This window comes from Mesorhizobium sp. Root695, from assembly GCF_001428185.1.
Taxonomy (GTDB): Bacteria; Pseudomonadota; Alphaproteobacteria; order Rhizobiales; family Rhizobiaceae; genus Mesorhizobium.
Genome location: NZ_LMHO01000023.1, coordinates 1 through 26,674, shown reverse-complemented (window position 1 = coordinate 26,674; position 26,674 = coordinate 1). Strand labels below are relative to the sequence as shown.

At 62.6% G+C, this 26,674-nt stretch carries 25 protein-coding genes and 1 tRNA gene; 7 read left to right on the top strand and 19 right to left on the bottom strand.

What is annotated here, in order from left to right; all coding sequences use genetic code 11:
* Nucleotides 1–16: 16 nt before the first annotated feature.
* The 12 genes from ASD99_RS19120 to ASD99_RS19065 all read right to left on the bottom strand — a co-directional run bounded on the left by ASD99_RS19120 (nt 17) and on the right by ASD99_RS19065 (nt 14,326).
* Nucleotides 17–1,645, bottom strand: coding sequence for a GMC family oxidoreductase (locus tag ASD99_RS19120; protein ID WP_057144894.1), 1,629 nt, complete (start codon nt 1,643–1,645; stop codon nt 17–19).
* Nucleotides 1,646–1,657: 12 nt separating this feature from the next.
* The gene (locus ASD99_RS19115; protein WP_057144591.1) at nt 1,658–2,419 is read right to left on the bottom strand and encodes a 3-ketoacyl-ACP reductase; all 762 of its coding nucleotides are present in this window, start codon (nt 2,417–2,419) and stop codon (nt 1,658–1,660) included.
* Nucleotides 2,416–3,933: a GMC oxidoreductase gene (locus tag ASD99_RS19110; protein WP_057144589.1), complete on the bottom strand. Its 1,518-nt coding sequence runs from the start codon at nt 3,931–3,933 to the stop codon at nt 2,416–2,418. Before ASD99_RS19110 ends, ASD99_RS19115 begins: the two co-directional genes overlap by 4 nt.
* A 5-nt stretch (nt 3,934–3,938) precedes the next feature.
* Nucleotides 3,939–5,054: an ABC transporter ATP-binding protein gene (locus tag ASD99_RS19105; protein ID WP_056595173.1), complete on the bottom strand. Its 1,116-nt coding sequence runs from the start codon at nt 5,052–5,054 to the stop codon at nt 3,939–3,941.
* 4 nt (nt 5,055–5,058) lie between these two features.
* On the bottom strand, nt 5,059–6,003 hold the full coding sequence (locus ASD99_RS19100) for a carbohydrate ABC transporter permease (RefSeq protein ID WP_057144587.1): 945 nt from the start codon (nt 6,001–6,003) through the stop codon (nt 5,059–5,061).
* Nucleotides 6,000–6,950 (bottom strand): carbohydrate ABC transporter permease, encoded by a 951-nt coding sequence (locus ASD99_RS19095; protein ID WP_056595177.1) that lies wholly within the window; start codon nt 6,948–6,950, stop codon nt 6,000–6,002. Before ASD99_RS19095 ends, ASD99_RS19100 begins: the two co-directional genes overlap by 4 nt.
* A 104-nt stretch (nt 6,951–7,054) precedes the next feature.
* Complete coding sequence (locus ASD99_RS19090) at nt 7,055–8,308, bottom strand: ABC transporter substrate-binding protein (protein WP_056595179.1); 1,254 nt, start codon at nt 8,306–8,308, stop codon at nt 7,055–7,057.
* Between the two features lie 58 nt (nt 8,309–8,366).
* Nucleotides 8,367–9,878, bottom strand: coding sequence for an aldehyde dehydrogenase family protein (locus ASD99_RS19085; protein WP_057144585.1), 1,512 nt, complete (start codon nt 9,876–9,878; stop codon nt 8,367–8,369).
* Between the two features lie 9 nt (nt 9,879–9,887).
* On the bottom strand, nt 9,888–10,664 hold the full coding sequence (locus ASD99_RS19080) for an enoyl-CoA hydratase/isomerase family protein (RefSeq protein WP_057144893.1): 777 nt from the start codon (nt 10,662–10,664) through the stop codon (nt 9,888–9,890).
* Nucleotides 10,657–12,258: an acyl CoA:acetate/3-ketoacid CoA transferase gene (locus ASD99_RS19075; protein WP_056595185.1), complete on the bottom strand. Its 1,602-nt coding sequence runs from the start codon at nt 12,256–12,258 to the stop codon at nt 10,657–10,659. Before ASD99_RS19075 ends, ASD99_RS19080 begins: the two co-directional genes overlap by 8 nt.
* Nucleotides 12,255–13,271 (bottom strand): Gfo/Idh/MocA family protein, encoded by a 1,017-nt coding sequence (locus tag ASD99_RS19070; protein ID WP_057144584.1) that lies wholly within the window; start codon nt 13,269–13,271, stop codon nt 12,255–12,257. The genes ASD99_RS19075 and ASD99_RS19070 overlap by 4 nt, the downstream gene beginning before the upstream one ends.
* Nucleotides 13,268–14,326, bottom strand: coding sequence for a LacI family DNA-binding transcriptional regulator (locus ASD99_RS19065; RefSeq protein WP_057144582.1), 1,059 nt, complete (start codon nt 14,324–14,326; stop codon nt 13,268–13,270). The genes ASD99_RS19070 and ASD99_RS19065 overlap by 4 nt, the downstream gene beginning before the upstream one ends.
* 242 nt (nt 14,327–14,568) lie before the next feature.
* Here ASD99_RS19065 and ASD99_RS19060 point away from each other — a divergent pair, with 242 nt between their 5' ends.
* Nucleotides 14,569–15,723 carry a dihydrodipicolinate synthase family protein gene (locus ASD99_RS19060; protein ID WP_057144581.1) on the top strand — a complete coding sequence of 385 codons (1,155 nt, stop codon included), beginning with the start codon at nt 14,569–14,571 and terminating at the stop codon, nt 15,721–15,723.
* Nucleotides 15,724–15,885: 162 nt separating this feature from the next.
* Here ASD99_RS19060 and ASD99_RS19055 read toward each other — a convergent pair whose 3' ends face one another.
* Nucleotides 15,886–18,153: an alginate lyase family protein gene (locus ASD99_RS19055; RefSeq protein ID WP_057144580.1), complete on the bottom strand. Its 2,268-nt coding sequence runs from the start codon at nt 18,151–18,153 to the stop codon at nt 15,886–15,888.
* 416 nt (nt 18,154–18,569) lie between these two features.
* Here ASD99_RS19055 and ASD99_RS19050 point away from each other — a divergent pair, with 416 nt between their 5' ends.
* Nucleotides 18,570–18,779: a hypothetical protein gene (locus ASD99_RS19050; protein WP_056595200.1), complete on the top strand. Its 210-nt coding sequence runs from the start codon at nt 18,570–18,572 to the stop codon at nt 18,777–18,779.
* A gap of 589 nt (nt 18,780–19,368) precedes the next feature.
* Here ASD99_RS19050 and ASD99_RS33520 read toward each other — a convergent pair.
* Together ASD99_RS33520 and ASD99_RS32520 are read right to left on the bottom strand one after the other, a co-directional pair.
* Nucleotides 19,369–19,605 (bottom strand): hypothetical protein, encoded by a 237-nt coding sequence (locus ASD99_RS33520; protein ID WP_156389032.1) that lies wholly within the window; start codon nt 19,603–19,605, stop codon nt 19,369–19,371.
* Between the two features lie 886 nt (nt 19,606–20,491).
* Nucleotides 20,492–20,596: a hypothetical protein gene (locus tag ASD99_RS32520; protein ID WP_244483020.1), complete on the bottom strand. Its 105-nt coding sequence runs from the start codon at nt 20,594–20,596 to the stop codon at nt 20,492–20,494.
* Between ASD99_RS32520 and ASD99_RS34840 the strand changes: the two genes are divergently transcribed.
* On the top strand, nt 20,565–20,975 hold the full coding sequence (locus ASD99_RS34840) for a hypothetical protein (protein WP_056595202.1): 411 nt from the start codon (nt 20,565–20,567) through the stop codon (nt 20,973–20,975). The two genes, ASD99_RS32520 and ASD99_RS34840, sit on opposite strands and share 32 nt — an antisense overlap.
* A gap of 13 nt (nt 20,976–20,988) precedes the next feature.
* Here the strand turns inward: ASD99_RS34840 and ASD99_RS19040 are convergent.
* Nucleotides 20,989–21,063, bottom strand: a tRNA-Val gene (locus tag ASD99_RS19040).
* Between the two features lie 196 nt (nt 21,064–21,259).
* A complete protein-coding gene (gene cpdR, locus ASD99_RS19035) occupies nt 21,260–21,622 on the bottom strand; it encodes a cell cycle two-component system response regulator CpdR (RefSeq protein ID WP_006199474.1) in 363 nt (120 codons plus the stop codon).
* Nucleotides 21,623–21,784: 162 nt separating this feature from the next.
* On the opposite strand from cpdR, the gene ASD99_RS19030 reads away from it, so the two are divergent.
* Together ASD99_RS19030 and hisN are read left to right on the top strand one after the other, a co-directional pair.
* On the top strand, nt 21,785–22,726 hold the full coding sequence (locus tag ASD99_RS19030) for an N-formylglutamate amidohydrolase (RefSeq protein WP_056595204.1): 942 nt from the start codon (nt 21,785–21,787) through the stop codon (nt 22,724–22,726).
* Nucleotides 22,727–23,033: 307 nt separating this feature from the next.
* Complete coding sequence (hisN, locus tag ASD99_RS19025; protein WP_056595206.1) at nt 23,034–23,807, top strand: histidinol-phosphatase; 774 nt, start codon at nt 23,034–23,036, stop codon at nt 23,805–23,807.
* Here the strand turns inward: hisN and ASD99_RS35195 are convergent.
* Nucleotides 23,774–23,905: a hypothetical protein gene (locus ASD99_RS35195; protein WP_274533712.1), complete on the bottom strand. Its 132-nt coding sequence runs from the start codon at nt 23,903–23,905 to the stop codon at nt 23,774–23,776. The two genes, hisN and ASD99_RS35195, sit on opposite strands and share 34 nt — an antisense overlap.
* A gap of 162 nt (nt 23,906–24,067) precedes the next feature.
* Here ASD99_RS35195 and ASD99_RS19020 point away from each other — a divergent pair, with 162 nt between their 5' ends.
* Nucleotides 24,068–24,580, top strand: a complete 513-nt coding sequence (locus tag ASD99_RS19020; RefSeq protein ID WP_056595208.1) for a hypothetical protein — start codon at nt 24,068–24,070, stop codon at nt 24,578–24,580.
* Between the two features lie 18 nt (nt 24,581–24,598).
* On the opposite strand, the gene ASD99_RS19015 is transcribed toward ASD99_RS19020, so the two are convergent.
* Nucleotides 24,599–25,576, bottom strand: coding sequence for an alpha/beta fold hydrolase (locus ASD99_RS19015; RefSeq protein ID WP_057144892.1), 978 nt, complete (start codon nt 25,574–25,576; stop codon nt 24,599–24,601).
* 476 nt (nt 25,577–26,052) lie between these two features.
* On the opposite strand from ASD99_RS19015, the gene ASD99_RS19010 reads away from it, so the two are divergent.
* Nucleotides 26,053–26,520, top strand: coding sequence for an Hsp20 family protein (locus ASD99_RS19010; protein WP_057144579.1), 468 nt, complete (start codon nt 26,053–26,055; stop codon nt 26,518–26,520).
* Nucleotides 26,521–26,674: the final 154 nt, after the last annotated feature.

Sequence of the window (26,674 nt, the reverse complement as noted above, 5' to 3'; positions counted from 1 at the left end):
TCTTGCTCCTGAATGCCTAAGCCGCCCGGTTTCCGGAAAACACCGCCGGTGGCAGCGGCTCGCGGCCGAGCACCAGGTCGGCGCCCTTTTCACCGACCATGATGGTCGGCGCATTGGTGTTGGAGGAGGGCACGCGCGGCATCACCGAGGCGTCGCAGACCCGCAGGCCCTCAATGCCGCGCAGCCGCAAGTCCGGCGTCACGACAGCCATGTCGTCATGGCCCATGCGGCAAGTGCCGACCGGGTGGTGGTCGGTCTTGGAACTGCGGCAGGCATAGTCGAACAGTTCGTCGTCGCTGGCGAGTGACGGGCCGGGCAGCACCTCGCGCAGCACGTAGGGGGCAAGCGCCTTCTGCCGCATGATCTCGCGCGCCAGCCGCAGCCCCTTGATCGACATGGCGCGGTCATAGGGATCGGACCAGTAGTTCGGATCGATCAGCGGGTGGTCGGCCGGGTCGGCACTCTTCAGCCGCACCGTGCCGCGCGAGCGCGGCCGCAGGAAGGCCGAGTTCAGGGTGACGCCAGGGTTCTTCAGCTTCTCGACGCCGGCCTCGATGCCGGAGCCCAGACCGAGATGGAACTGGATGTCGGGCGAGGCGGCGGTCGGGTCGGCGTACCAGAAGCCGCCGGTCTCGAACAGGCTGGAGGCCACCGGCCCTTTCTTCAGCAGCATATATTGCAGGCCGGCCCAGGCCGTGCGGTGCAGCTTGGCGTAGTTGTCGTAGGTGTGATCGCCTGTGCATTCGGCGATGACGAACAGGTCGAGATGGTCCTGCATGTTGGAGCCGACGCCGGGCAGATCATGCACCGGTGTGACGCCGACCGCCTTCAGGTGATCGGCCGGGCCGATGCCCGACTGCATCAAGAGCTTCGGGGAGCCGATGGCGCCTGACGAGACGATCACCTCGCGCTCGGCACGCAGGATTTTCTTCTCGCCGCCTGGCCTGTCGACCACCTCGACGCCGATGGCGCGGCCCTTCTCGACGACGATGCGGGTGACCAGCACATCGGTTCGGACGGTCAGATTCTTGCGGGCGCGGATCGGCCTGAGATAGGCCACCGAAGCGGAGGAACGGCGGGCGTCCTTCTGGGTCAACTGGTAATAGCCGACGCCTTCCTGGCTGGCGCCGTTGAAGTCCGGATTGAAGGGGATGCCCATCTCCTGGCCGGCACGAAAATAGGCCTCGCAGATCGGCAGCGGCGAAATCGGGTTCGACACGCCGAGGGGGCCCTGGTCGCCGTGGAAATCGTTGGCGTAGCGCTGGTTGTTCTCGGCGCGTTTGAAGTAAGGCAGCACGTCGCGATAGCCCCAGCCGGCAAGGCCTTCTTCCTTCTCCCAGGCGTCGTAGTCGCGGGCATTGCCGCGCGTGTAGATCTGGGCGTTGATGGAGGAGCCGCCGCCGACCACCTTGGCCTGCGTGTACCAGAAGATGCGGTCCTTCATGTGCTTCTGCGGCACAGTCGACCAACCCCACGAGGCGATACCCTTGGTCATCTTGGCAAAGCCCGCCGGCATGTGGATGTAGGGATGCCAGTCCTTGCCGCCGGCCTCCAGCAGCAGGACCGAATTTGCCGGATCCTCGCTCAACCGGTTGGCCAGAACGCAGCCGGCCGGACCGGCGCCCACGATGATGTAGTCGGTCATGACACTGTCCACTTACAGTCGCGGCACGGAGAGCGCGCCGTCGACATTGATGATCGAGCCGGTCGAAAAGCCGAGCTTGCCGCCGGCGAGCGTCGCCACCACTGCACCGATATCCGATGCTTCGCCCCAGCGCTTTGCCGGCACCAGTCCATCGTCGATGAGGGCGTCGTATTTGGCGGTCACGCCTGCCGTCATGTCGGTGCGGATGATCCCTGGCCGCACCTCGAAAACGCCGATGTTCTCAGGCGCAAGCCGCAGCGCCAGGTTCTTCACCCACATCGAAAGCCCGGCTTTCGAGATGCAGTAGTCCGGCCGTTCGGGCGACGCCATTTCGGCGCTGACCGAGGTGATGGTGATGATCGATTTCGGGTGGTCCCCGGGTACGGCCAGCATCGCCCTGGCGACGGCCTGGCTGAGGAAAACGGTGCCGCGCAGATTGATGCTGAGCGTGCGGTCGAAATGTTCCGGCTGGAGGTCCAGCAGATCACCGCGCACCACGGCGCCAACGCCGGCATTGTTGACGAGACAGTCGATGCGGCCGAAGGCGCGCGTGGCGGCGGCGACGAGGGCTGGATGGTCGTCGAGGTTGGCGATGTCACAACGCACATAGGCGAACTTTGAGCCGCGCGCGGTGATGTCGGCGGCAAGTTCGTCCGGAGGTTGGTCAGCAAGATCGGCGATCAGAATGTCGAAGCCTGCATCGGCCAGCGCTTCGGCGCAGGCCAGCCCAATGCCGCGCGCGCCGCCGGTGACGATGGCCGCCGGGCGGGTCATGCAGCGAGCTCCGTCTTGCGGATATGGTCCGCGACGCGCAGCGCCTGGGCGGCGATCGACAGCGCCGGATTGACGGCGGCCGAGTTGGGCAGGAAGCTGCCATCGACGACGAACAGGTTCCGGTGGTCGAATGAGCGGCAGAAGGGATCAAGCGGCGCGGTGGCCGGATCGTCACCCATCTTCACCGTGCCGCACTGGTGCGACGGTGTGCGCTTGTCGAAGGGCCGCGACAGCACTAGGGGATAACCGCAGGCGCGGAAGTTCTCGCGCATCACCTTGGTCAGTCCGTCGAGCGACTGCATGTTGGAGCGCCGCCACTGCATGACGATGTCCTTGCCGTCGACCATGATGCGGCTTTCCGGATCGGGCAGGTCCTCGCACATCAGATACCAGTCGACGGCGTGGCCGGCCATGAAATCAAGCGCGAATTTCGGCGTGTACTTCACATTGGCCTTCAGCATGTTGCCGTCGATCTTGCCGAGCAGTTGGACATTGCCGAGCGGCTTGCCGCCCTTGCCGTCGGACAGATAATAGTCGTTCAGCATCAGCGTCTTCTGGTAGACGGCATCGTTCCTGCGGCGCGGGTCGATCGCCAGCATGGCGCTGGAATTGTGGTTCATGAAATTGCGGCCAACCTGATCGGAGCGGTTGGCAAGGCCCTTGACATCCCCACTGCGGTTGTTGGGCGAGGGCGAGCGCAGCAGGATGACAGCGGAATTGACCGCGCCGGCCGAGAGGATGACCAGCTTCGGCGACACCTTCTTCAACTCGCCGTTCTGGCGGTAGTGAATCGCGGCGATGGTCTTGCCGTCGGCCGACGCCTCGAGATATTCGACGTAGGCGCTGGTTTCGAGCGTGATGTTCTGGTCAGTCAGGGCTGCCGTCAGCGGTCCCGTTTGTGCGTCGACCTTGCCCTGGCCGGTGTTCGGGAAAGCATCCCAGCCGGTTTTGCCCTCTTTCAGCCAGGTGTCGATGTCGACGCCGAGCGGCAGCGAGGCGGGATGCAGTCCAAGGCCCTTGAGTTCGGCGCGGGCGCGCGCGATGGGCGCTTCGTCGGGCACCGGCTTGAAGGCGTAGGGAATCGAATGGAATGGCTCGGTCGGATCCTCGCCCAGCGCGCCGCGCACGCGAAACAGCTGTTCGGCCCTCGAATACCAGAGCTCGAATTCGTCATAGGAAAACGGCCAGGCCGGCGAGACACCGCCAAAGTGCTCCATGGCGGCAAAATCTTCTTTGCGGTAGCGGATCAGAACCGCGCCGTAGAATTTCGAATTGCCGCCGACATAGTAGTAATTGCCGGGGTTGAAGGTGGCGCCGCCGGCCTCGCGCCACATCTCCTTCGGCCGGTAATGGCCATCGACGAAGATCGAGCGCGTGTCGCGTGCGTGCGGCGTCGCCGGCAACGGCTCGCCACGCTCCAGCATCACGATCGAGGCGCCGCTGCCGGCAAGGCCGGAGGCGATCGTGGCGCCACCTATGCCGGAGCCGATGATGACGATGTCCGGATTTGTCATGGCCGTCAGCGAATGCGGTTCTCGGTCGCCGGATCGAAGAACACCGCCTTGGTCAGGTTGAAGGCGAGCGGCGTGTTGGTGCCCGGCTGGATGTTGGCGTCGGCGCGCAGCCGCGCCACCACGCCCTTGCCGCCGAGATTGGTGACGGCGAAGGTGTCCGAGCCGGCCGGTTCGACGACCTCGATATGGCAGTCGGCGGTGGCGATGTTCGACGCGTTGCGCTCGGCACCTTCCGGATCAGTCAGGGCTTCAGGGCGGACGCCGAAGATGATCGGCTTGCCCTGGAATGCCGACAGGCCGGCAGGCGCATTGGCCATCGGTAGCGAGATCGGCTCGCGCGCCTCACGTTGCAGCACAACGGACAGCGCGTTGCCTGACGTGCCGATCGTCGCCGGGATCAGGTTCATCGCCGGCGAGCCCATGAAATCGGCGACGAAGAGATTGGTCGGGTTGTTGTAGATCTCGGCCGGGGTGCCGAACTGCTGCACCTCGCCATCGCGCATGACGGCGATCTTGGTCGCCAGCGTCATAGCCTCGATCTGGTCATGGGTGACGTAGACGATGGTGGTGCCGGTGGTGGCATGCAGGCGCTTGATCTCGATGCGCATGTCGACGCGCAGCTTGGCGTCGAGGTTGGACAAGGGCTCGTCGAACAGGAACAGTTTGGGATCACGCACTAGCGCCCGGCCCATGGCGACGCGCTGGCGCTGCCCGCCGGAAAGCTGGCCCGGCTTGCGCTGCAGCAGGTGGCCGATCTGCAGCACCTTGGCCACCTTGTCGATTGCCTTCTGGCGCTCCGCCGCCGGCACGCCACGCATCTCCATGCCGAACGAGATGTTTCCGGCCACCGTCATGTTCGGATACAGAGCATAGCTCTGGAACACCATCGCGATGTCGCGCTTCGAGGGATGCAGATCGTTGATGGTGCGTCCATCGACGCGGATTTCGCCCGAGGTGATCGTCTCCAGTCCGGCAATGGTGTTGAGCAAAGTCGACTTGCCGCAGCCCGATGGGCCGACCAGCACCAGGAAGCCGCCTTTCTCCAGTTCGACATCGATCCCCTTGAGGATCTCGACCTGGCCGAAGCGCTTTCTCAGACCATCAATTTCCAGAAAAGCCATCAGATTATCCTTTGACGGCGCCAGCCATGAGACCGCGCACGAAGTAGCGGCCGGCGAGCACATAGATGAGAAGGGTAGGCAGTGCCGCGATCATCGCGGCGGCCATGTTGACGTTGTATTCGACGACGCCGGTCGAAGTGTTGACGACGTTGTTGAGCGCCACCGTCATCGGCATCGCGTCGCCGGTGCCGGCGTAAGCCGAGGCGAACAGGAAGTCGTTCCAGATGTTGGTGAACTGATAGATCACGGTGACGACGAAGATCGGCATCGAATTCGGCAGCATGATGCGGCGGAAGATCTGGAAGAAGGAGGCGCCGTCGACCTGTGCCGCCTTGACCAGTTCGGTCGGGAACGCCTCGTAGTAATTGCGGAAGAACAGCGTGGTGAAGCCGATGCCGTAGACGACGTGGACGAAGACGAGGTTGACCGTCGGGTTGCCGAGGCCGAAGCTCGTTCCGACCGAGTTCTGCAGCGTGACGCCGAAGCGACCGAGGCTGCCGAGGATGGTTGCCATCGGCAACAGCACCGACTGGAACGGAATGAAGCAGGCGAACAGCATCAGTCCGAACACCAGCGTTGCGCCGCGGAAGCGCCATTTGGTCAGCACGTAGCCGTTCAGCGCCCCGAGCATCGTCGAGATCAGCACGGCCGGAACCACCATCTTGATGGAGTTCCAGAAATAGCCCTTGATGCCGGCGCAGGTCAGGCCGACGCAGGTTTCGCCCCAGGCCTTCACCCATGGGTCGAAGGTCGGCACCCTGGGCAGTGCCAGCATGTTGCCGTTCTGGATCTCGTCCATGGTCTTGAACGAGGTCACCAGCATGACGAACAGCGGCATCAGGTAAAACAGCGCAAAGAGCGCCAGCAGCCCGTAGATGACGATGCGGTTGATGATCTTGACGTTGACGCCGCCGGAAGCCTGGCGGGCGGGAGTGGTGACAGCGCTCATCGCGGCTTCTCCCTCAGTTCCGAATAGAGATAGGGCACGATGATGGCGACGATGGTCATCAGCATGATCACGGCGCTGGCCGAGCCGACGGCCATTTCGTTGCGCTTGAACGTGTACTCATACATGAAATTGGAGGGCAGCCAGGCCGAGCCGCCGGGCCCGCCGCTGGTCAGCGCCACGACCAGATCGTAGGATTTGATGGCGAGATGCGCGAGCACGATGAAGGCCGACAGGAAGATCGGCCGCAGCAGCGGGATGACGATGCGGCGGTAGAGCTGGAAGGTGGTGGCGCCGTCGATCTGCGCAGCCTTCATGATCTCGCCGTCGATGCCGCGCAGGCCGGCCAGGAACATCGCCATGATGAAGCCGGAGGCCTGCCAGACGCCGGCAATGACCACCGTGTAGATGACGAAATCCTTGTTCTTGATCCAGTCGAAATGGAAGCTCGTCCAGCCCCATTGATGCAAGGTCTGCTCGAGGCCGAGACCGGGATCGAGGAACCATTTCCAGGCGACGCCGGTGACGATGAAGGACAGCGCCATCGGGTAGAGGTAGATCGGCCGCAGCACGCCTTCGCCGCGGATCTTCTGGTCGAGCAGGATGGCCAGGAACAGGCCGAGAGCCAGGCAGATGGCGATATAGAGAAAGCCGAAAATGCCCATATTGGTGATCGACGTGTACCAGCTCGATGGCGGGTCGGTGTCGAAGGTCCAGCCCCACAGCCGCTGATAGGCGCGCGAGCCGGTGATGACATAGGACGGGAAGGTCTTGGAATTGGTGAAGGACAGATAGATCGTCCACAGGATGAAGCCGTAGACGAAGACGATGGTGATGGCGAAGCTCGGCGCCAGAACGATCTTCGGCAAGGCGTCCTGCAGCCGCGAGCGCACCGAGGCGCGGTGCCGCTCCGGCGTCAGCTTGATCTGGCTTGTCGCTACGGTGCTCATGGGGCTCCTCCCGTCGACGCGAGGCCAACCAGGTTCGCGGATATTAGTTCGCGGATTTGGGCCTTCCCCGCCGGAGCGGGGAAGGCGTTTTGGGTGTGTGGCGCTTACTTGGCGTCGTCGATGGCCTTGACCAGCTCGGTCACGGCCTCGTCCGAGGTCTTGATCTGACCATGGACGAACTTGGAGACGACATCCTTGTAGGCATTGGCGACCGCCGGAGGCGCACCATAACCCTGGGCCAGCGAGCCGAACAGCGTGCCGCCGTCATTGGCTGCTTTCAGGTCGGCGATGCCCTTCTTGCCGCAAGCGTCGAAGTCGGTGTCCGGAACGTCGGTACGGGCCGGAACCGAACCCTTGACGACGTTAAAGGCCGACTGGAAGCTCTTCGACAGGGTGGCGGTGGCCAACGCAACCTGGGCTGCCTTGCGGTCGTCCGGAACGTTGAACATGCCGAACATGTCGGAGTTGTAGATCACCGAACCGTCGGTGCCCGGGAAGCGATAGCACAGGAAGTCCGTGCCCGGGGTCTTCTTAGCGGCGTGGAACTCACCCTTGGCCCAGTCGCCCATGACCTGAACCAGCGCATCGCCCTTGATGACCATGGCGGTGGCAAGGTTCCAGTCGCGGCCCGAGAAGTTCGGGTCGACATAGGTGACGAGCTTGGCCAGGTTGTCGAACGACTTCTTCATCGTGTCGGATTTGAGCGAAGCGTCGTCGAGGTCGTTGAAGGCCTTCTTGTAGAACTCAGGTCCGCCGGTCGACAGCACGACCGAGTCGAACATGGTGGCTTCCTGCCAGTTCTGGCCACCGAGAGCGAGCGGGATCACGCCTGCCGCCTTGGCCTTGTCGAGCAGGGCAACGAAGTCGTCGAAGGTCTTCGGCTCGGTGCCGCCGATCTTGTCCATGACGGCCTTGTTGATCCACAGCCAGTTGACCGAGTGGACGTTGACCGGAGCCGCGACCCACTTGCCCTCATAGACCGAGAACTTCTGCAGGGCTGCCGGAACGGACTTGTCCCAGCCTTCCTTCTTCGCCGTTTCGGTCAGGTCGCCCATGACGCCGGCAGCGGCATAGTCGAGCACGGTATAGCCGAGCATCTGCGAGGCGGTCGGATAGTTGCCGGCGGCAACCATTGCCTTCAGCGCGGTCATGGCAGCATCGCCGCCGCCGCCGGCCACCGGCACGTCCTTCCAGGCATAGCCTTCCTTGGCCAGGTCACCCTTGAGGACGTTCAGAGCAGCCGCTTCGCCGCCCGACGTCCACCAATGCAGCATCTGGACTTCCTTGACGTCCTCGGCATGGGCCGCGAAAGCCAGGCCCGATGCGAGCGCCGTTCCGATAAGCAGTTTGCGCAACATGTACTTCCTCCCTTGTTGCATTACACGACCGGTGGAAGCCCACCGGGTTCTTCCCAACTCAGCCGACCCACCATCCGGTGCGCTGGCCGCGATGAAACTGGATTGTCTTTTCCTCGGTATAATCCTCGACGGCACGCTTGCCGAGCTCACGTCCGAGGCCGGACTGCTTGTAGCCTCCGAAAGGCAGCTCGGGATAACCTTCCATGAATGTGTTCACCCAGACGGTCCCCGACCGCACCCCACGCGCCACCGACATGCAAGTGTCGATGCTGGCGCTCCACACGCCCGCCGACAAACCATAGGGCGTGTTGTTGGCGATGTGCAACGCCTTTTCAATCGATTCAAAAGTCAACACCGAGAGCACAGGGCCGAATACTTCCTCGCGCGCTATGGCCATATCCTCGGTGACGCCGCGGATGATGGTGGGATCGAGGTATTGGCCGGCACTGGAGGCAAGCTGCTCGCCGCCGCTGTAGACGCTGCTGCCTTGGGTCGCGGCCGCCGCAACGTAACCTGTCACCTTGGCCAAGTGGTCTGACGAGATCATCGCCCCAACCTTGGTACGGTCATCGAGCGGATCGCCGACTGTCACCCTGGCGGTGAGCGCCTTGACGGCGCTGAGAAACTCGTCGGCGATCGCCTCGTGCACGATCAGCCGGCTGCCGGCGTTGCAGCACTCGCCGGCATTGAAGAAGCCGCCGAATACCGCCGCGTCGGCGGCCGCCTCGAGGTCGGCGTCGGGGAAGACGATCTGGCCGTTCTTGCCGCCGAGCTCCATCGAGACTTTCTTCAGCGTTTGCGCGGCCGAGGCCATCGTCATCTTGCCGACGCGGGTGGAGCCGGTGAACGACACCATCTCGACCAGGGGGTGGCTGACCATCGGCGCACCGACGTCGGCGCCGAGACCTGCAAGGATGTTGACGACGCCGGCGGGCAGGCCGGCCTGCATCAGGATATCGCCGAGCACGAAGGTCGAGGCCGAGGTCATTTCGCTCGGCTTGACGACGGCCGTGCAGCCGGCGGCGAGCGCGAAGGGCAGTTTCTGGCTGACGATCAGGAACGGGAAATTCCACGGCGTGATGATCGAGACGACGCCGATCGGTTCGCGCAGCACGACACCCAGCATGGCATCGCCGAGATTGGCGTAGGATTCGCCATGCAGCGTGCGGGCAAGCGAGGCGGCATAGCGCCAGATGTCGACCGCGCCGCCGATCTCGCCGCGTGCCTGGGCGATCGGCTTGCCTGATTCCAGCGCGTCGAGCCGAGCGATGTCTTCCAGCCGCGCCTCGATCAGGTCAGCCGCCTTGAGCAGGAGCGCGGCGCGCTCGGCCGCCTTCATGCGCGGCCATGGACCCGTCTCGAAAGCCCTGTGGGCGGCCTGCATTGCCGCTTCCACTTCGGCCTCGCCAGCCTGTGCATATTGCGAAACGGTGAAGCCGTGGCCGGGGCTCTGGCGCGCAATCGTGCGGCCGTCGCGGGCATCGACATGCTTGCCATCGATCAGCAGCTTGTACGCCTTCGGCGCCGCGGACGCCTCGGCCGGCATAGAAATCTTGAGTAGTGCGTTCATGTTTATCCTCTAGAATCTCGAAAAGGCCGGCTTCTGCTTGGCCCTGAAAGCACCGACGCCGGCCTTGAGGTCGCCGGTCATGGCGATGAAGCCGCTGGCGAGCGCTTCAGTAGCGGCGGCACTTTCCTCGCCTTCGGCGACAGCGATCATCAGCTTGGCGGCCTCCGTTGCCAGCGGCCCGCGCTCGGAGATCTTTTCGGCCCAGGCCTTGGCTTCGTCGTGTGCCTTGCCGGTCTCGACCACCCGGTCGACCACGCCCAAGGCTAGCGCTTCAGCCGCGAGAATGATCTCGCCACCCAGCGCCATGCGCCGCACTGTCTGCGCGCCGAAACGGCGCACGGCGCGCTGCGTGCCGGACCAGCCGGGAACGACGCCGATCGAGGTCTCGGGGAAGCCCAATTTCACTTGTGTTTCCGCCACGCGGAAATCACAAGCCACGGCCAGTTCCAGGCCGCCGCCCAACGCGTGGCCGGACAAAACGGCGATGGTCGGCTGCTTGAGCCGCGCCAGCCGGTCGAAGACGCGGTGGCCGTAGCGCACCCACTGCACCTGGAAATCGGCGGCACTCATCTGCGCCCAGGCCTCGACATCGCCGCCGGCGCAAAAGCCCTTACCTTCGCCGCGCAGCAGCACGACGCGCACGCCGTCCGCGTCTTCGGCCGCGTCAAGCGCTGCCTCCAGCGCGCGCAGCATGGGGATGTCGAGCGCGTTGAATTTCTCCGGCCGGCGCAGCGTGACGATGCCGATGGCGCCATCCTGCTCGCAGGTGACGAGAGGCTCAACCATGCGCGCCTCCGAGCGAGGCGCCGCCATTTAGCGACAGGCCGATAGGCTGGTCCAGATAGAGAGCTTCCGGTGTCGTCTTGAGGTCCTTGGCAACGCCCAACGGAATTTCCGACTGCGCCAGCACGTCGCGCTGCAGGTCAATGCCGGGTGCGAGTTCTGTGACGACCAGGCCCTCCGGCGTCAGCTTCATCACGCAGCGCTCGGTGACATAGGTGATGTCCTGTCCCTGCGCGACCGCCCGCTTGCCCGAAAACGAGATGTGCTCGACCTCCGCGACCACCTTCTTGACCTTGCCCTCCTGGTCGATGCGGATGCCGCCATCGGCCAATGAAAGTTTTGCCCCGGCGTTGAAGAAGCCGGAGAAGACGATCTTCTTTGCCCGCGCGGTGATGTCGACAAAGCCGCCGGCGCCAGCGGTGACATGCGGACGCGCCGAAAGCTTCGAGACGTTGACCGAGCCGTGGCGGTCGATCTGCAGGAAGGACAACAGCGAAGCGTCGAAGCCGCCGGCCTGGAAATAGATGAACTGGTGTGGCGATGGCATGAAGGCGTCGGCGTTCGACGAACAGCCGAACTTGAAGTCGAGCAGCGGCACGCCGCCGACCGCGCCCTGTTCGATCACCCAGGTGACCTTGCCGTGCTGGCCTTCCTCGAGAAGGATGCGCGGAACATTGGCCGAGATGCCGAAGCCGATGTTTACGGCCATGCCGTCGCGCAACTCCATGGCGACGCGGCGCGCGATCACCTTCTGGACGTTCATCTCGGCGTTGCGGAAGCTCGACAGCGGCCGGAAGATTTCTCCGGAGATCGCCGGGTCATAGGGTGTCAGCGTCGTCTGCAACTGGTCGGGTGCAACGACGATGTGGTCGACCAGGACGCCGGGCACGCGCACGTCATGCGGTTTCAGCGTGCCGTTTTCGACGACGCGCTTGACCTGAGCGATGACGACACCGCCATTGTTGCGGGCGGCGAGCGCCTGTTCGAGGCCACCGAGATAGGCGCCCTCATGCTCATAGGTGAGGTTGCCGCGCTCGTCAGCCGACGTGGCGCGGATGATCGAGACGTGCGGCACGATGGAGCGGAAATAGAGCCATTCCTCGCCGTCGAACTGCTGCACCGAAACGATCGGCTCGCTGGCGGCTGCGTTCATGGCGCAGCCCTGGTGGCGTGGGTCGGCGAAGGTGTCGAGGCCGACCTTGGTCAGTACGCCCGGCCGCTTGGCCGCGGCCTCGCGATGCATGTCGAACAGGATGCCGGACGGCACGTTGTAGGCCGCGACCGAATTGTCGCCGATCATCTTCCAGATCTGCGGCGGTTCGGAAGAGGAGGGGCCGGACGGATAGGAGCCGCACAAAGTGCGCCTCAGCAGGCCAGGCTTGGCCAGATGGTCGATACCCCTGATGCCATACATGTCGCCGGCGGCGATCGGATGCAGCGTGGTGATGTTCTTCGGATGGCCTTCTGCGTCGAAGCGTTCGCCGATCGCGGCCAGCACGGCGTCCGGGCAGCCGAGGCCGCTCGACGACGACACGGATACGACCATGCCGTCCTTGATCAGGCTCGCTGCCCGCGCTGCCGAAACCACCTTGCTCAATTCATGCTCCCGAGTCTCGGGTCGATCTTGACGGCCTTGCCGGAGCTGCCCGATTGAAGCGCCGCCTCGGCTGATGCCAGCGACCAGACGCCGTCCTCTCCGGTGGCGGCAGGGGGGCCCTCGCCGCCGATCGCGACGTGGAACTGATGCACGGATCTTGTGTAGAGATCATCGCGGTCGAAGCTCAGTTGCTCCTCGCCCTCGGCAGTGCGCAACAACACCGAACCGTCGGGCTTTTGGGTCATCACATTACTGGCGATCAGCGAGCCTTCCGAACCGTGCACCTCGAAGCCGATGCCGGCGAACTTGGTGGTGAAGCCCTCATGCGACTGGGCGATGATGCCCGATTTGAAGCGCCAGATGCACATGGCGCCATCCTCCAGGCCGCTGCCGGCCATTCCGACCGACTGCGTGAAGCAGGACACCTCTACGGGGTCGTCGTCGAGCACGAAGCGCAGCGTGTCGACATCGTGCACGGTGATGTCGAGCACGACACCGCCGCCGGCTTCCGGCTTGGTGATGCGCCAGCCCTGCAGGTTTTCAGGCAGATAGACGGAATGGAAGACGCGCGCGGCGATCGGCTTGCCGATGCGGCCGGCGGCTATCGCCTCGCGCATGACACGATGGGCGCCGGCGTTGCGCAGATGGTGGTTGGTGCCGAGCACGATGCCGGCTGCCCTGGCGGCGGTGACCATCTTGCGGGCATCGGCGCTGGTCAGCGCCAGCGGCTTTTCGCACAGCACGTGCTTTCCCGCCTTGGTGGCAGCGAGCGCCTGATCGAGATGCAATTCGTTGGTGGTCGAGATGTAGACGGCGTCGATGTCGGCGCCGAGCAGGGCATCAAGCGTCGAGACGGCAAGCGGAATATCGTTCTCCCCGGCATAGGCCATGGCGCGCTCCGGGCTGGAACTCATCACCGCCGCGATCTCGCCATCGCCATGCGCGCGGATGGCGCTGATCATGAACTGTCTGGCGATCGTGCTGGCGCCGATCAAGCCCCATCTGATGCTCATGCCGCGTTCCCCGAACCTGCGGGCCTGTTTCGGGTGCGGCGATCCGGGCCACAGCTTTCCCTGACCACGAGATTGACCGCGCCGATATGGTCCTCGGCCCGCGTGGTGCGCGACTGGATCATTTTCAGCATGACATGCGCGGCGCGTTCGCCGAGGCCCGCCGAGTCCACCGCGACGCTGGTCAGAGCCGGCATGTAGTGCTCGGCCTCCACCACATCGTCGAAGCCGACGACGGCAAAATCAGCTCCCGGCTCAAGCCCGCGCTTGCGCAGCGCCAGCATGGCGCCAAACGCGACCGCGTCGTTGAAGCACAGAGCCGCAGTCGGCGGTTCAGCCATCGCGAGAGCGGTTTCCAGGCACGAAATGCCGCCTTTGCGGCTGGTCTCGCCCTCGACGATCAGTATGTCGCGGGCGGCGACGCCAAGCGTCTCGCAGGCCTCACGAAAGCCACCCAGCCGCTCGTGATAGACGACGAGGTCGGACGAGCCGCCGAAGAAGGCCAGCCGGCGATGCCCCTTGCCGATGAGATGTGCGGCGGCAAGATAGGCGCCGCGATGATTGTCGGGCGCGATCACCGGGATGCGGCTTTCCGGCAGCCGCCGCATGGCGAAGACGACCGGCACGCCCGCCGTCTCGATCCGCCGGAAGGCGCTCGGCGTCGTGCCGCGTGCCGGCGACACGATGAGGCCGGCGACGCCTTGCTCCATCAGCGATTTCAGCACTTCTTCCTGGCGCACCGGATTTTCCGCAGTGTTGGCGATGAACGGCACGATGCCGGCCGACTGGAAGACGCGTTCCATGCCGACCGCCAGTTCCGCGAAAAAGGGATTGGTGAGATCGTTGATGACCATGCCGATGACGTTGGAGTGAGCCTTGCGCAGATTGGCGGCGCCGCGGTTGTAGACGTAACCGACATCCTCGATCGCCTTGCGAACCTTGCTTGTCGTCTCAGGCCGGATCCGCCCGCTGCCCTGGAGCACGAGCGATACCGTCGATTTGGACACGCCTGCTTCGCGGGCGATGTCGAATATCGTCGCCTTGGCCCGGCTGGCCATCCCTATGCATCCTCTCGACTTCATGATCAAAATCTATTGGAACGTTCTAATCACCGGTTCGACGTCGAGTCAACCAGGATTTTTTCCTCGGCCTGAAAGATCGATTGCCCGTACTCAAATGGCATAAGATGCAAGGCTTTCCCTGTTGCGATGCAGCATTTGCCCGTGAATGAGCTCTGAATCTTAAAGGTTCTTGATTTATTGGAACGTTCCATTTATAGGCGCTACAAAGGGAGAGATCGATGGACATTTCCTTGCCTGGTGAGGATGGCCGCAGCGCCCGCTACGCGCTTGCCGGCCAGCCGGTGCGGCCGGTGATCGGCGCGCGGTTTTCGCGCATCGCCTATGCCGCCGCGCACGTCGTTGCCGATCCGCTTGCGATGACCGATCCGTGGTCCAGGCCGGTGGTCGACTGGGACAGGACAATGGCGTTCCGGCACCATCTGTGGCGACTCGGCTTCCGCATCGCCGAGGCGATGGACACCTCCCAGCGCGGCATGGGTTTCGACTGGGCAAATGCACAGGAATTGATCCGCCGCTCGATCGCGGAAGCGCGCACCGTCGATGGCGCCGATCTCGCTTCGGGCGCCGGGACAGACCATCTGGCGCCGAGCGCCGCCAGAACAGTCGACGACGTCATCAAGGCCTATGAAGAGCAGTTTGCTTTCATCGAAGGGCTCGGCGGCAAGACGATCATGATGGCCAGCCGGGCGCTGGCAGCGGTGGCCAAAGGTCCGGACGACTATATCAGCGTCTATGACCGTATTCTGAGCCAGGCCTCCGGCAAGGTGATCCTGCACTGGCTGGGCGACATGTTCGATCCGGCGCTCAGGGGCTATTGGGGCAGCAGCGACTTCGAGGCCGCGCTTGACACAGTGGTTGCCATCATCGAACGCCACGCCGGTAAGGTGGAGGGCATAAAAATCTCGCTGCTCGATGCCGGCAAGGAGGTCGCACTTAGAGACCGGTTGCCGGACGGCATCGTCATGTTTACCGGCGACGACTTCAACTATCCCGAACTGATCGCCGGCGACGAGAAAAGACATTCGCATGCACTGCTCGGCATTTTCGACGCCACCGCGCCGGTCGCCAACGCAGCGCTGGCGAAACTGGCCGAGGGGGACCGCGCCGGCTATGACGCATTGATGGCGCCAACCGTGCCGCTATCTCGAAAAATCTTCGAGGCACCGACCGAATACTACAAGGCTGGCATCGTCTTCATGGCCTGGCTGAACGGCCATCAGGACCATTTTGCGATGGTCGGCGGCATGCAGTCGGCGCGCGGCATCCGTCACTATGCCGATGTCTTCCGCCTTGCCGATCAGGCCGGATTGCTGGCCGATCCGGAACTGGCGGTTGCCAGGATGAAGAGTCTTTGCACTGTCGCGGGCGTTTGATCTCGGGAAATTGGTTCTCATCACTGAGGTGACGGGCCAGGATGGCCGGACGTCCCGTCTCTAGAACAATTCACCGTTTCACGGAAACGGCGAGCCGCTCTAACCCCTTGTTTTGACGCAATTCCGGACGGAAAACCGTTTCACACTTTTTCTGGAATTGCTCTAGCGCCTTCGCCACGGCCAAAAGGGCGCGATCGCCTCATCTGGATGGAAAATGGGCTTGGTCGACCTTTCCAGGTCGGCAGGTGGGATCCCCGTGGGATCATGGTCCGCCAGGTCGAGAAGCAGCGGCCCAAGCCGATCCGGATCGATGGTTTCGGCCGACATGGGGTGTGGCTTGTTCTCGTGGGCAACAAGCCAGCGCAGCGCCTGAACCAGCCCCAGTCCCTCGGCAGTCCGGTGCTGCCAGAGATTGTCGCCGACCGAAGACAGGACACGGGCCAGTGACGTCCAGCCTTGCAGGGTGAACATGGCGTAGTGTCTGGGCCGGGTGCGCAACAGTTCCCTGGGCAATGAACCGTCGGCCGCGACCTGGGCCGCGAATCTCTCCCGAGCATAAAGGCTGACCTTGGCCAGCGTGGCGCTGTCGCCAAGAAACGTGGCGATCGATGCCCGCTGCAAATCGTAGAACGTCCCTTGGTTGCTGCTGCTGTAGAAGGCGGTCGCGGCTGCCGGTGCGGTGTCCAGCCATTCGCGGTAGGAACCAAGCCAGGCTCTGAACGCCTCGCGTTCCTCGTCGCCGAGCACTCCTGTTCGCTCGATCAGGCGCACGGCATCCAGGAAGAAATAGAAATCCTTCAGTTCGATGATGCCGTGGCCGGACCCTTCATTGCTGTCGTGGCCCGACCGCACCTGCGCATAGCGTAAATGCGGGTTCATTCTTGTCCTGGAATCGACAAACCATGCGCGGATCAGCCCCGCGGCATGGGCGGCATAATGATGTCCGCCAAGCACGGTTGCGGCCAGCGCAAGCACGGTTGTGTCGTCGAAGACGCGCTGCAAGCGCGTGCGATCGTAGGTTTCGCTTCCTGCTTCATACAATGCCGTGCCGGGCGTGCGTTCGCCATCGCGCTGAACATAGGGCAGGCCATCGGGTCTGTCGGGGTCGGGCCACCAATAAGGCGCTGGATGAAAATAGTCCTGGGGATCCCCGCTGGGGGCCAGGCCAGTCTTGTCGAGCACGCTGAAAGGACCGCGGGCGAGCGCCTGGCCGGCCGCGGCTTCGAGATGGCGCAGGATGGGAGCGTCCTTCACCGCGTGGGCAGCACCCAGGGCGTCTTCGTCATAAAAAGCCAGGTGGGAGGTATCAAGCCGAGCGGCAACCGCCCTGGCGTCGCATTGATCGACCATGTCGACGATCGCCTGGTCGCGGCTGACCAGGCGCGCGACGGAGCCGGCCTTGCCGATCTCCAGATGCGAGCGCCCTGAATCCAGGCGCGCCACCCAGCCCGCCTTCTGGAACAGCCCGGCCTCCGCTGCCCTGGACGGGCGCTGAAAATCCCAGACGTCGTCGCGGTAGCGATCCCAGGAGCCGGGAACTCCCAACCTCCACAACATCTCGATTTTTGGCCGCCTCCCGTAGCCATAGTTTTCGTCGAACAGCTGTGTGGTGTCAGCTCGAAATATGATCTGCGGCTCTTCCTCGGCCGGCGGCTGGAAATCCTGGTCTAGCAGAAGCGCGTTGTCGACAATGCGCGCCACGGCGTAGGGAAGGTGCGGGTTTTTCTCGATCGCGGACCGTATCCGCTGGAACGCAGACCCTGTCAGGTAGCAGTTCCCGTCCCAGGGCATCAGCCATTTTGCCCTGTCACGAGCAATCGCGAGCGCGGCGTTGCGCGCTCCATTGTTGTTCATCACATAGAGATTCTTGCTGCGGCGGATGTGCGTTTCGTAACGCGCGGACTGTGCTCCGCTCGCCCGGCCTTTCTCCGAGAATCTGAGGTCGCCGGCGGCAAGCCGATCGATGTCCCAGGATATCTTCCGGTACGCATCGAGCTCGAAGGGGATTGTGTGAAAATTCTGGCGGCGGCTTTCGAGCAGGCCGATGATCCGGGCTTCCTCGTCGGTGTCGACTATCCGGTTGACGATCCAGAATTTTTCGCATCCCTCGAAGGCCGGTTCGTTGTCCAGAATAAATAGTACGTTGTCGTATGACTGGCCTTTGCGGTGTCGCGGTTCCAGATCGTTGCCGATGATCCGGACGAGCATGAAAGTGTCGGCAGTCTGCGAGATCGGCGAGGCCGTGTAAGTCTCGCGGGCCGCCTCGATCCGGTTGCCGAGGCCGCGTCGGTATTCAGCGTTCTGCTTTGCCGAAATGAGCGCGCTGCTCAATGTCGACCATGGTGATTGCAATTGGGCGCGCACGCGTTTCAGTTCGCGATAGATCTTCGGCCAGGGCGACAGCTTTGCCTTTCCACGCCGTGAACTCATGGCAGTATCTCGGGAGCCCAGGTCCCGATCACAGGCTCGGGGACACGCGCAATTTCGCCAACCATTCCGATTTCGGTGCTGGACCATTTCTGATGGTGAGGTGACCGAGCCCTGCGTAGTCCAACGTGATCAATCATGGAAAACGTCTCTCGCATGCAACGTTGAGAATGTCCTGCTTACGGTTTCGCGGCATCGATGACGTCAGGCGTGCCAGGCAGCGCCGACAAGACAATGCGATAAATCACGTCCGAAAACCACATGGCATGGCGAATGCCGCGGCATCGGCGATGTGCCTTATGGCGAAGGCAAGCTCGCAAGAGATTTTCGCCGGTGATCGCAACTTTCTTTTGAACCAATTTCTCCCGAGACGCGACCAAGCGGTGTGTCCAAACACGGTCCATCAAGGAGAGCGTCTAATGCTTACTGTTTCAAGAAACGTCCTTTTGGCCGCCATCGCCGTTTCGGTGCTGGCCGGCTGCAAGACAACCGGCCCGAGGGAATGCGACAGGCTGAAACCTGGCGTCACCTACAACGGCAAATGCTGCGGCATCGGCGAGCCTTGCCGCGAAGGCAAGGGCGGCACGCCGGATAGGCCGGGAAATACACCCGATCCAGAGCCGCAATGATCTGATAGACCGTGGCCCGTTCCGGTCAAACGCCGGGACGGGCGCGTTGCATTCCGAAAACTGGCAGTGCCAGTTTCCTTCGGGAACGAACGAAATTGTCCAGTTCTGGCGAGCCGGCCAGGATGTCGATCTAAGTCTGACTTTCTGGGATTGGATGATGGACGTGACAGGGAACCTGTGACCCCCGCAATGTCAATGTAGTGCTTTGTTTGTTTTCATTGAACGTTTCTGTGCCGTTTCGGTGCCAACAGTTCTTCTTGCGGGCGTGTCTAGACCATGACGCCGCGTCAAGAATCGGCTGGCCTTCGAGGCGCGGCGGACCTATCCCGCTGGCCGGCGTTGCGGCTTTCCTCCCATTCGTGCGACGCCGGCCTTCCCGCGCCCGCGACGCTATCCACATTGCCGGTGGTGGCATCGAGTACACCTCTCGGCGGTAGTCCCTCATGCTGATGCGCTCTGGCTCTCACGTTAGAGTCAGTACATGCTTCGGGTCAGCCGGTGCCGCGCCTCACCAAGCCAGACTGGTCAGGCCCAGCGGCCGCCGCAAGTGTCCCCCTATGATCTATGCCGCTGGGCCGCCCAGGCTCCGTCAGCGCTTCACCTTCGGTGTGATCTCTTCGATCTGTGCCTTTACCCCATCCAGCGGCAGCGTTCCTTCAAGATTCGCCAGCACGATGTCGCAGTGGTGAGCCGTTGCCGGATTGGCGTGTTTACCTAGGGACGCACGACATTTGGTAGGTCTCATTACTCGCAGGAAGAAGCGCCCCGAGCGAGTGGGCAACGTATCACCCAGAAAGGCACTTACGGTGAGAAGAGATTGCGACATCGAGTCGTCATGCCTTGGGATATTGCCACTTCGTGTATCCCATCTCGGATTTGATCTGGGACAAATCGTCCGCTTCGGCCATATGCAACAAATGCTTTCAAGTGTTGTCGATCCGCTAGGAGAAGAACAAATGAAAGTTGTCATTGTCGCCTCGCTGGGGCTAGTACTTGCGGGTTGCGTCAGCGAAAGTCCTTATGTTTCCCTGCCCGGTTACGCCTACAAGACCCAACCTGGGTGCAAGCGTCACGAACCCCCTTCAAAGTTCGATGCTAACTGCGATTGTCCTGCGAAGGGAATCAAGAACTTCCACCCCCCGGTGCACTGTCCCTTTTAACCCAGCGGATAGTTGCGCGTAGTTTCCCTTGCTGCTGTCTCGGCCGGTCGCCTGAAGTTTGCGGCGCGGGATTAGTTCCTTACCGACGTTGCCTTACAAAGCAGTGGATGATGAGCGGTGGGGCATGGCTTGGCGAACAAGTCCAATGTTCTCTCTGATGCCAGATTAGCCGCCTGATGTCGGAGGTTCTATGGGGCGCCCGAGCCCAGTGGTAATCGGGCTTATAATTCTGGTACCTCTGTATCGCGCAGCTTCCATCCACAGTGCCAGCGCGATATAGGGACTACGTCCTTTAACCTGGTATTCGCGACCTCGACACGTCCCTGTTGCGATCCAAACTGTTTTTGAACGTTGATGGATTGTGACGCCCAGTGTCTTTGCTTGCTCGAAAATCACCATCCTGCTCATGCTCTTGCTGTAGCCTTATTGGGTGCAAATCGACGTTTACCCCGAGATGCTTTATCCGTATTGATCTAAGTCAAGGCTGTCGCCAAAAGCAATCAGCGCGGTAACGCTGCGGTGATCAGGAGAGTCGCAGCTGTAGCCGGTGCCTCAGCCATCCCGCAACACGCGCCAAATATCCGCCCAGTAAGCCGTTACAAATGACGCCAAAGCCGCCGCAGCCATGCCGGTCACGCCTAAGGCACCGAAGCCCATCAGCTTCCACCGTGTGACTTCGGCAGTGACGGCCTTCACACCCGTCAAGCGGTGGAAGCTCATCGACGAGAACACCCGTTATGAGGCTGCCAGGCGGGCCGGCGAGCCCGTGTCGGCCTATCTGTATGTAATCAGCTACATGGGGCACGGGATTGCTTCCGTCCGGACCGCTTGCGATATGGCGATTGATAACGCCTGGCTTCATCCAGCCGTCACCGGTCAGCCGGCGATCACGCCTCACGTCCTGCGCCATACCCGCGCAACCTGGACGATGTTCGCAGGCGAGGGAATCTGGGAAGCAGCTGGAGCGCTCGGCATGTCGAACGCGTCCGAGGCTCAGGCCAGGTTTCTGTGCCAATCGGCACAAGGGCTTAGCTAGGTATTTGAAAGGATGGTGGGCGTGACAGGGATTGAACCTGTGACCCCTGCAATGTCAATGCAGTGCTCTCCCGCTGAGCTACACGCCCATCCGAAGCCGCGCATACACCATTTTTGATCCAGCGCGTCAATAGCAGGAAAAAGGAAAGAAGGCGTCGTCTCGCCGCAGCGGCGAACCGGCGCCGATGCCTAAAGCGCGCCGCACTTCAGGTCTTTGTTTCACGCATGTCGTTTTCCCAAAACCGGGACCGCTTCTGGGTGGCATGCATTGGCTCGGAAAGCGGGTCAGGCCGCCTGCAGCATCTTCTCGACCTCGTTGACGAGGTCGCGCAGGTGGAACGGCTTCGACAGCACCTTGGCGTCTTTCGGCGCCTTGGAATCCGGGTTCAGCGCGACGGCGGCGAAACCGGTGATGAACATGACCTTCAAATCAGGATCGATCTCGGTGGCGCGCCGCGCCAGTTCGATGCCGTCCATCTCCGGCATGACGATGTCGGTCAACAGCAGCGAGAACGGTTCCTCGCGCAGCCGTTCATAGGCGCTGGCGCCATTGTCGAAATCGCTGACCTGGTAACCGGCGCGCTCCAGCGCCTTGACGAGGAACCGACGCATATCGTCGTCGTCTTCCGCCAGAAGAATGCGTGCCATGATATCCCGTCCGAATCACCCGCCCGAGATTGCCGTTGGGCAACCTCGTTAACCATCCTCTATATGAGGAGGTGAGGGTAAACATCAAGTGAACGAGAACGGCGATGATCCATATTTGCGCAGCGGCGTGGCCGCTGAAATGCTGGACACGCGGCCAGCAAGGTGGCACTTTCACATCATGATGCACAGGTGCTTTCGGGTTCGCTCAAATTGAAGACGGCAGCCGAGGATTTTTCGGTCTTTCCACCCTTCGAAATCCGGTCGGGCGCCGAGCAGCGCGTCCCCTTCCTCTTCAACTCACCGCATAGCGGCCGCTACTATCCCGAACGCTTCCTTGCCATGGCAAGGCTGGACCGCAACGCCATCCGCCGGTCGGAAGACTGTTACGTCGATGAGCTGTTCGGCGGCGCCGTCGCGCTCGGCGCACCGCTGTTGGCGGCGAATTTCCCGCGCGCATATCTCGATGTCAACCGCGAGCCGTGGGAACTCGATCCGCGCATGTTCGCCGAGCCGGTGCCGTCCTTCTGCAACATTCGCTCGGCGCGGGTGGCGGGCGGGCTTGGCACGGTTCCCAAGCTGGTCGGTGAGGGACTCGACATCTATTCCGGCCGCCTGCCGCTGGCCGAAGCGGTCGCCCGCATCGAGGCTGTCTACAAGCCCTATCACGAGACATTGAAGCGGCTTTTGACCAGGACCCATGCGCGGTTCGGCTTTGCCGTGCTGATCGACTGTCATTCGATGCCGGCAAGCATCCGTGTCGGCGACAGCGGCCTGCGGCCCGACTTCATCATCGGCGACCGTTTCGGCATCTCGGCCACTGCGGCCCTGACCGAGACCGCGATCGGCCTCCTCACCGCCATGGGCTATACGGTCGCGCACAACAAACCTTACGCCGGCGGCTTCATCACCGAACACTATGGCCGCCCGGCCCGCCATCTGCATGCACTGCAGATCGAGGTCAATCGCGGGCTCTACATGAACGAGCGGACATTCGAGAAGGCCGTGGGCTTCGACGCGCTGGCCGACGATCTGACGCGATTTTCGGCCGACCTGATGTCGATGCCCGACCATCATTTCGTCGATCTGCCGCTGGCAGCGGAGTGAGCTCGCAATCGCGGCGTAAAAAAAGACCGCATCGTTTGCACGATACGGTCGAAGTCTAGGGAGGAAACGCCCAAGGAGGGCATGGACAGGAGAACCTGTCCGAGGCCGAGGGTATTGTGCGCTGCACAAATGTCAAGCGACCTTCAGGCTTTTTTAATTCACTCTGATGTGGAAATTGCGTTTCGACGTTGTATGTGTGACATCCAGGCAACAGATACCGTCGCGGATAAATCGATAAACCCCCTTGTTTTGGCACGGAAATGGCGGCAAAGCCCGGCTCGGGCGTGCTGCAATGCGGGAGAATCAGTTGGATATCAGCATCGATTTCATGCGCCGCATGGCGCAGGCGGCGGCGGCGGAAACCTTGCCGCGCTTTCGCAGCCAGGGTGCTGTCGCCAACAAGGAAAAGGGCAGTTTCGACCCGGTCACCGAGGCCGATCGCGAGGCCGAGCGCGCTATCCGCGCGCTGATATCGGCTGAGTATCCCCACCATGGCATTCTTGGTGAGGAGCATGGCAGCGAGAACATTTCGAGCCGGCATGTCTGGGTGATCGACCCGATCGACGGCACACGCGCCTTCATTTCCGGCCTGCCGGTGTGGGGGACGCTGGTCGGGCTGACGGTCGACGGCGATGCCGTTGCCGGCATGATGGCGCAGCCCTTCACCGGTGAGCTGTTCTACGCCAACGCCTCGGGTTCCCACTATGAAGGGCCGGGCGGGCCACGCAAGCTTTCGACGCGCAAGACGACCAATCTCGCTGAAGCGACGCTGTTCACCACTACGCCGGCGCTGTACAAGGGCGCGGCGCGCGAGCGTTACGACCAGTTCGAAAAGCAGGTCCAACTCGCCCGTTACGGCGCCGATTGTTATGCCTTCGCAATGATCGCCTCAGGAAGCGTCGATATCGTCGCCGATCCCGGCTTGAAGCCCTACGACATCGTGGCGCTGATCCCGATCATCGAGAAGGCCGGCGGTGTCGTCACCACATTCGATGGCGGCCCGGCGGAGAAGGGCGGCGACGTGCTCGCCGCAGCAACGCCAGAGCTTCACGCAGCCGCCATGGCCGCCTTGCGCGGCTGAGATATCAGCGTTTCCTTGCAGCGGACTTCGACAGTCCTGACGCGGATCGGGTTGGCGTCCAGCTGGCAATCGCAGGCAGCGCAGGTTTTCTCGGTCATGATCTCATCTCCATGGCGTTCAGTTCGACGCGGGCAGCAGTTCGGGGCGATGCGGGCTGTCAGAATCTTTAGCATTTTGCCTTCGGCGGGCTCACGCAACTGACAACAGGGTGTCAGTAGGCACCGGCTATGGAAGGGTCATTGCCAGAGGGAGAACCAGACATGCCTACGCACTCAACAGCCAGCCGCGCCCATGACATTCCGGCGGACGGCCGCAGCGATTTCGATTTCTTCTTCGGCAATTGGGATGTCAGCCATCGAAGGCTGCAAAAGCGTCTGACGGGCGACACCAACTGGGACGAATTCGCCGGCACATGCGAGGTCCGTCCGCTGCTTGGTGGCCTCGGCAATGTCGACGACAATGTCATCGACCTGCCCGACGGCGGCTATCGTGCCGCCACGGTGCGGACCTTCGATACGGCGACACGGCAATGGTCGATCTGGTGGATCGATGGCCGCAACCCCCTGACCATCGACGTTCCGGTGCGCGGTGCGTTTACCGACGGCGTCGGCACGTTTATGTGTGAGGACGTCTTCGACGGACAGCCGATCCGGGTTCGTTTCCTCTGGTCGGAGATCGCGCAAAACACGGCGCGCTGGGAGCAGGCCTTTTCGCAGGATGGCGGCACCACCTGGGAGACCAACTGGATCATGGAGTTTGCCCGCCAGCCGTGAACCAGCGATCGGCGCCTATCAGGCAGTCGGGTCGTCGCTGCCGGGAATGAAGGCATCGAAGGCGGCGAGCAATTGCTCGCGGTAGATGTCGGCTTCCTGCAGGATTTCGTGGCGGGAGCCGTCGATCATCAGCAGCGAACCGAGCCGCAAACGCCTGGCGTAGGCCTCCACGGCCCTGGTTGAGACAACCTGGTCGGCGCCAGCGGCGATTATCATCAGAGGCACCTGAATCCGAGCCATGAAGTCGGGATCGCTGACCGCTTCGGACGCTTCGGCGGCCGCCGCCAGCCAGCGGATCGTCGGGCCACCAATCGCCAGTTGCGGATACTCTTCGTAGATCCGCGTGTTGCGCCGATAGCGCGCCGGGTCCGACGTCAGCTTGTTGGTCCCGAAGGGGGCCGTCACCTTCGGCCGCGGACCCCAGGCGGCATAGAGCCGGCCGAGGCCGAGAGCGCAGAACAGCGAACAGACACGGCGAACCGTTGATATCGAAACCGGCAGGTCGGGCAGCGTCAGGAATGGCGCGATCAGCACCATGCGCCGCACGCGGTTTACCATCGACGGCGCGGCAAGCAGCGTGATCGTGGCGCCGGCAGAGTGGGCGAGGATGTAGTATGGGCCGCGGCAATCGGGCAGCACGATCTCCTCGAAAAATTGTTCGAGGTCTGCCGTATAGTCGCGGAAGCTCCTGACATAGCCGCGCTGGCGATCACGGATCAGCCGGTCGGAATCGCCCTGCCCGCGCCAGTCGAGGGTGGCGATGCCAAAGCCGCGATCGGCAAGGTTGCGGATGGTTTCGAAATATTTCTCGATGCACTCGTTGCGGCCGGTGAGGAGCACCACGGTGCCCTTCATCGGGCGAGCGACCGCGCCGAACAGGCCATAGCGGATATTCTTGCGGTCACGCGTGGTGAAGAAGCCGCCGGTGGCGTTTTCCGGCCGCGGATTGCCCTCAACTTCGTGAAAAAGGGAGTTCTCGGTGAAAAGATCCGTCATTCGGCGCTTCGTGTTCGGCGTCTGGCGTGCCGCCTGTGCTGGCTGGCTCAACTACGGTGATAGACGCCCATGCGTCAAAAGCAAAGGAATTCCCTCTGATGGAGGCTGCAACGGGGAAGGCCGGAAGCCGCTTGAAAGCGTGCTTCCGGCCTCTGTCGATCCGGGAGGAAGGGACGTTAACACCCGGTCGGCCTCGTTGCGGCGCCTGTTGTGCAATCGGCGCCGCGAGTCCTTGATCCTGGATGCACTCTAGCGCCGGCTGCCTGAACGCGCGCCGAAGCGCCGGTTCATCTGCCGTTCATCGGGGAATCAGCCGCACGGCTTTTGCCGCCAGGCGAAATCTTGAAATGCTTTCGAGCGCTCCCCAAATGTCTCATGCGGTCGCCAATGTCGGGGCCGCTGGTCCAGCCGAAACGCCGCTCAAGGGTTTCGCGCCGGCCATACGCAAACCATGTTGCTCAACAGGAGAACACCTCATGCGTCACGTTGATTTTTCCCCGCTTTATCGCTCGACCGTCGGCTTCGACCGTCTTTTCACCATGCTGGATTCGCTTGCGCAGCCGGATGGCGCGCAGACCTATCCGCCCTACAACATCGAGCGTACCGGCGAGGATTCCTATCGCATCTCGATGGCGGTTGCCGGCTTCTCCGACGAGGAAATCTCGATCGAAGCCCACCGCAACGTGCTGACCGTGAAAGGTGAGCGCAAGGACGAGGGCACTGGCGAAGGGTCCGAACTGCTCTACCGCGGCATTGCCTCGAGGGCTTTCGAGCGGCGCTTCCAGCTTGCCGACCACGTCGAAGTCGTCGGTGCTTCGCTGAGGAACGGCCTGCTGTTCGTCGACCTCAAGCGCAACATCCCCGAGGAGCTGAAGCCGCGCAAGATCGCCATTACGGCGTCTTCGGCCAAGGCCAAGCAGATCGAGGCCAAGACCGCGGCATAAAGTGCCTAAAGTACAAGTCTCCTCCCGAGACGGAAGCGGCGCCGGAAGGCGCCGCTCAGACTGCTGACAAACCCCGTCGATTTTCGGCGGGGTTTTTTGTTATGTGATTGAAGTGTCTTGGACAGTTTGTGTCAGGAGATTTTGGCAGGAGGCA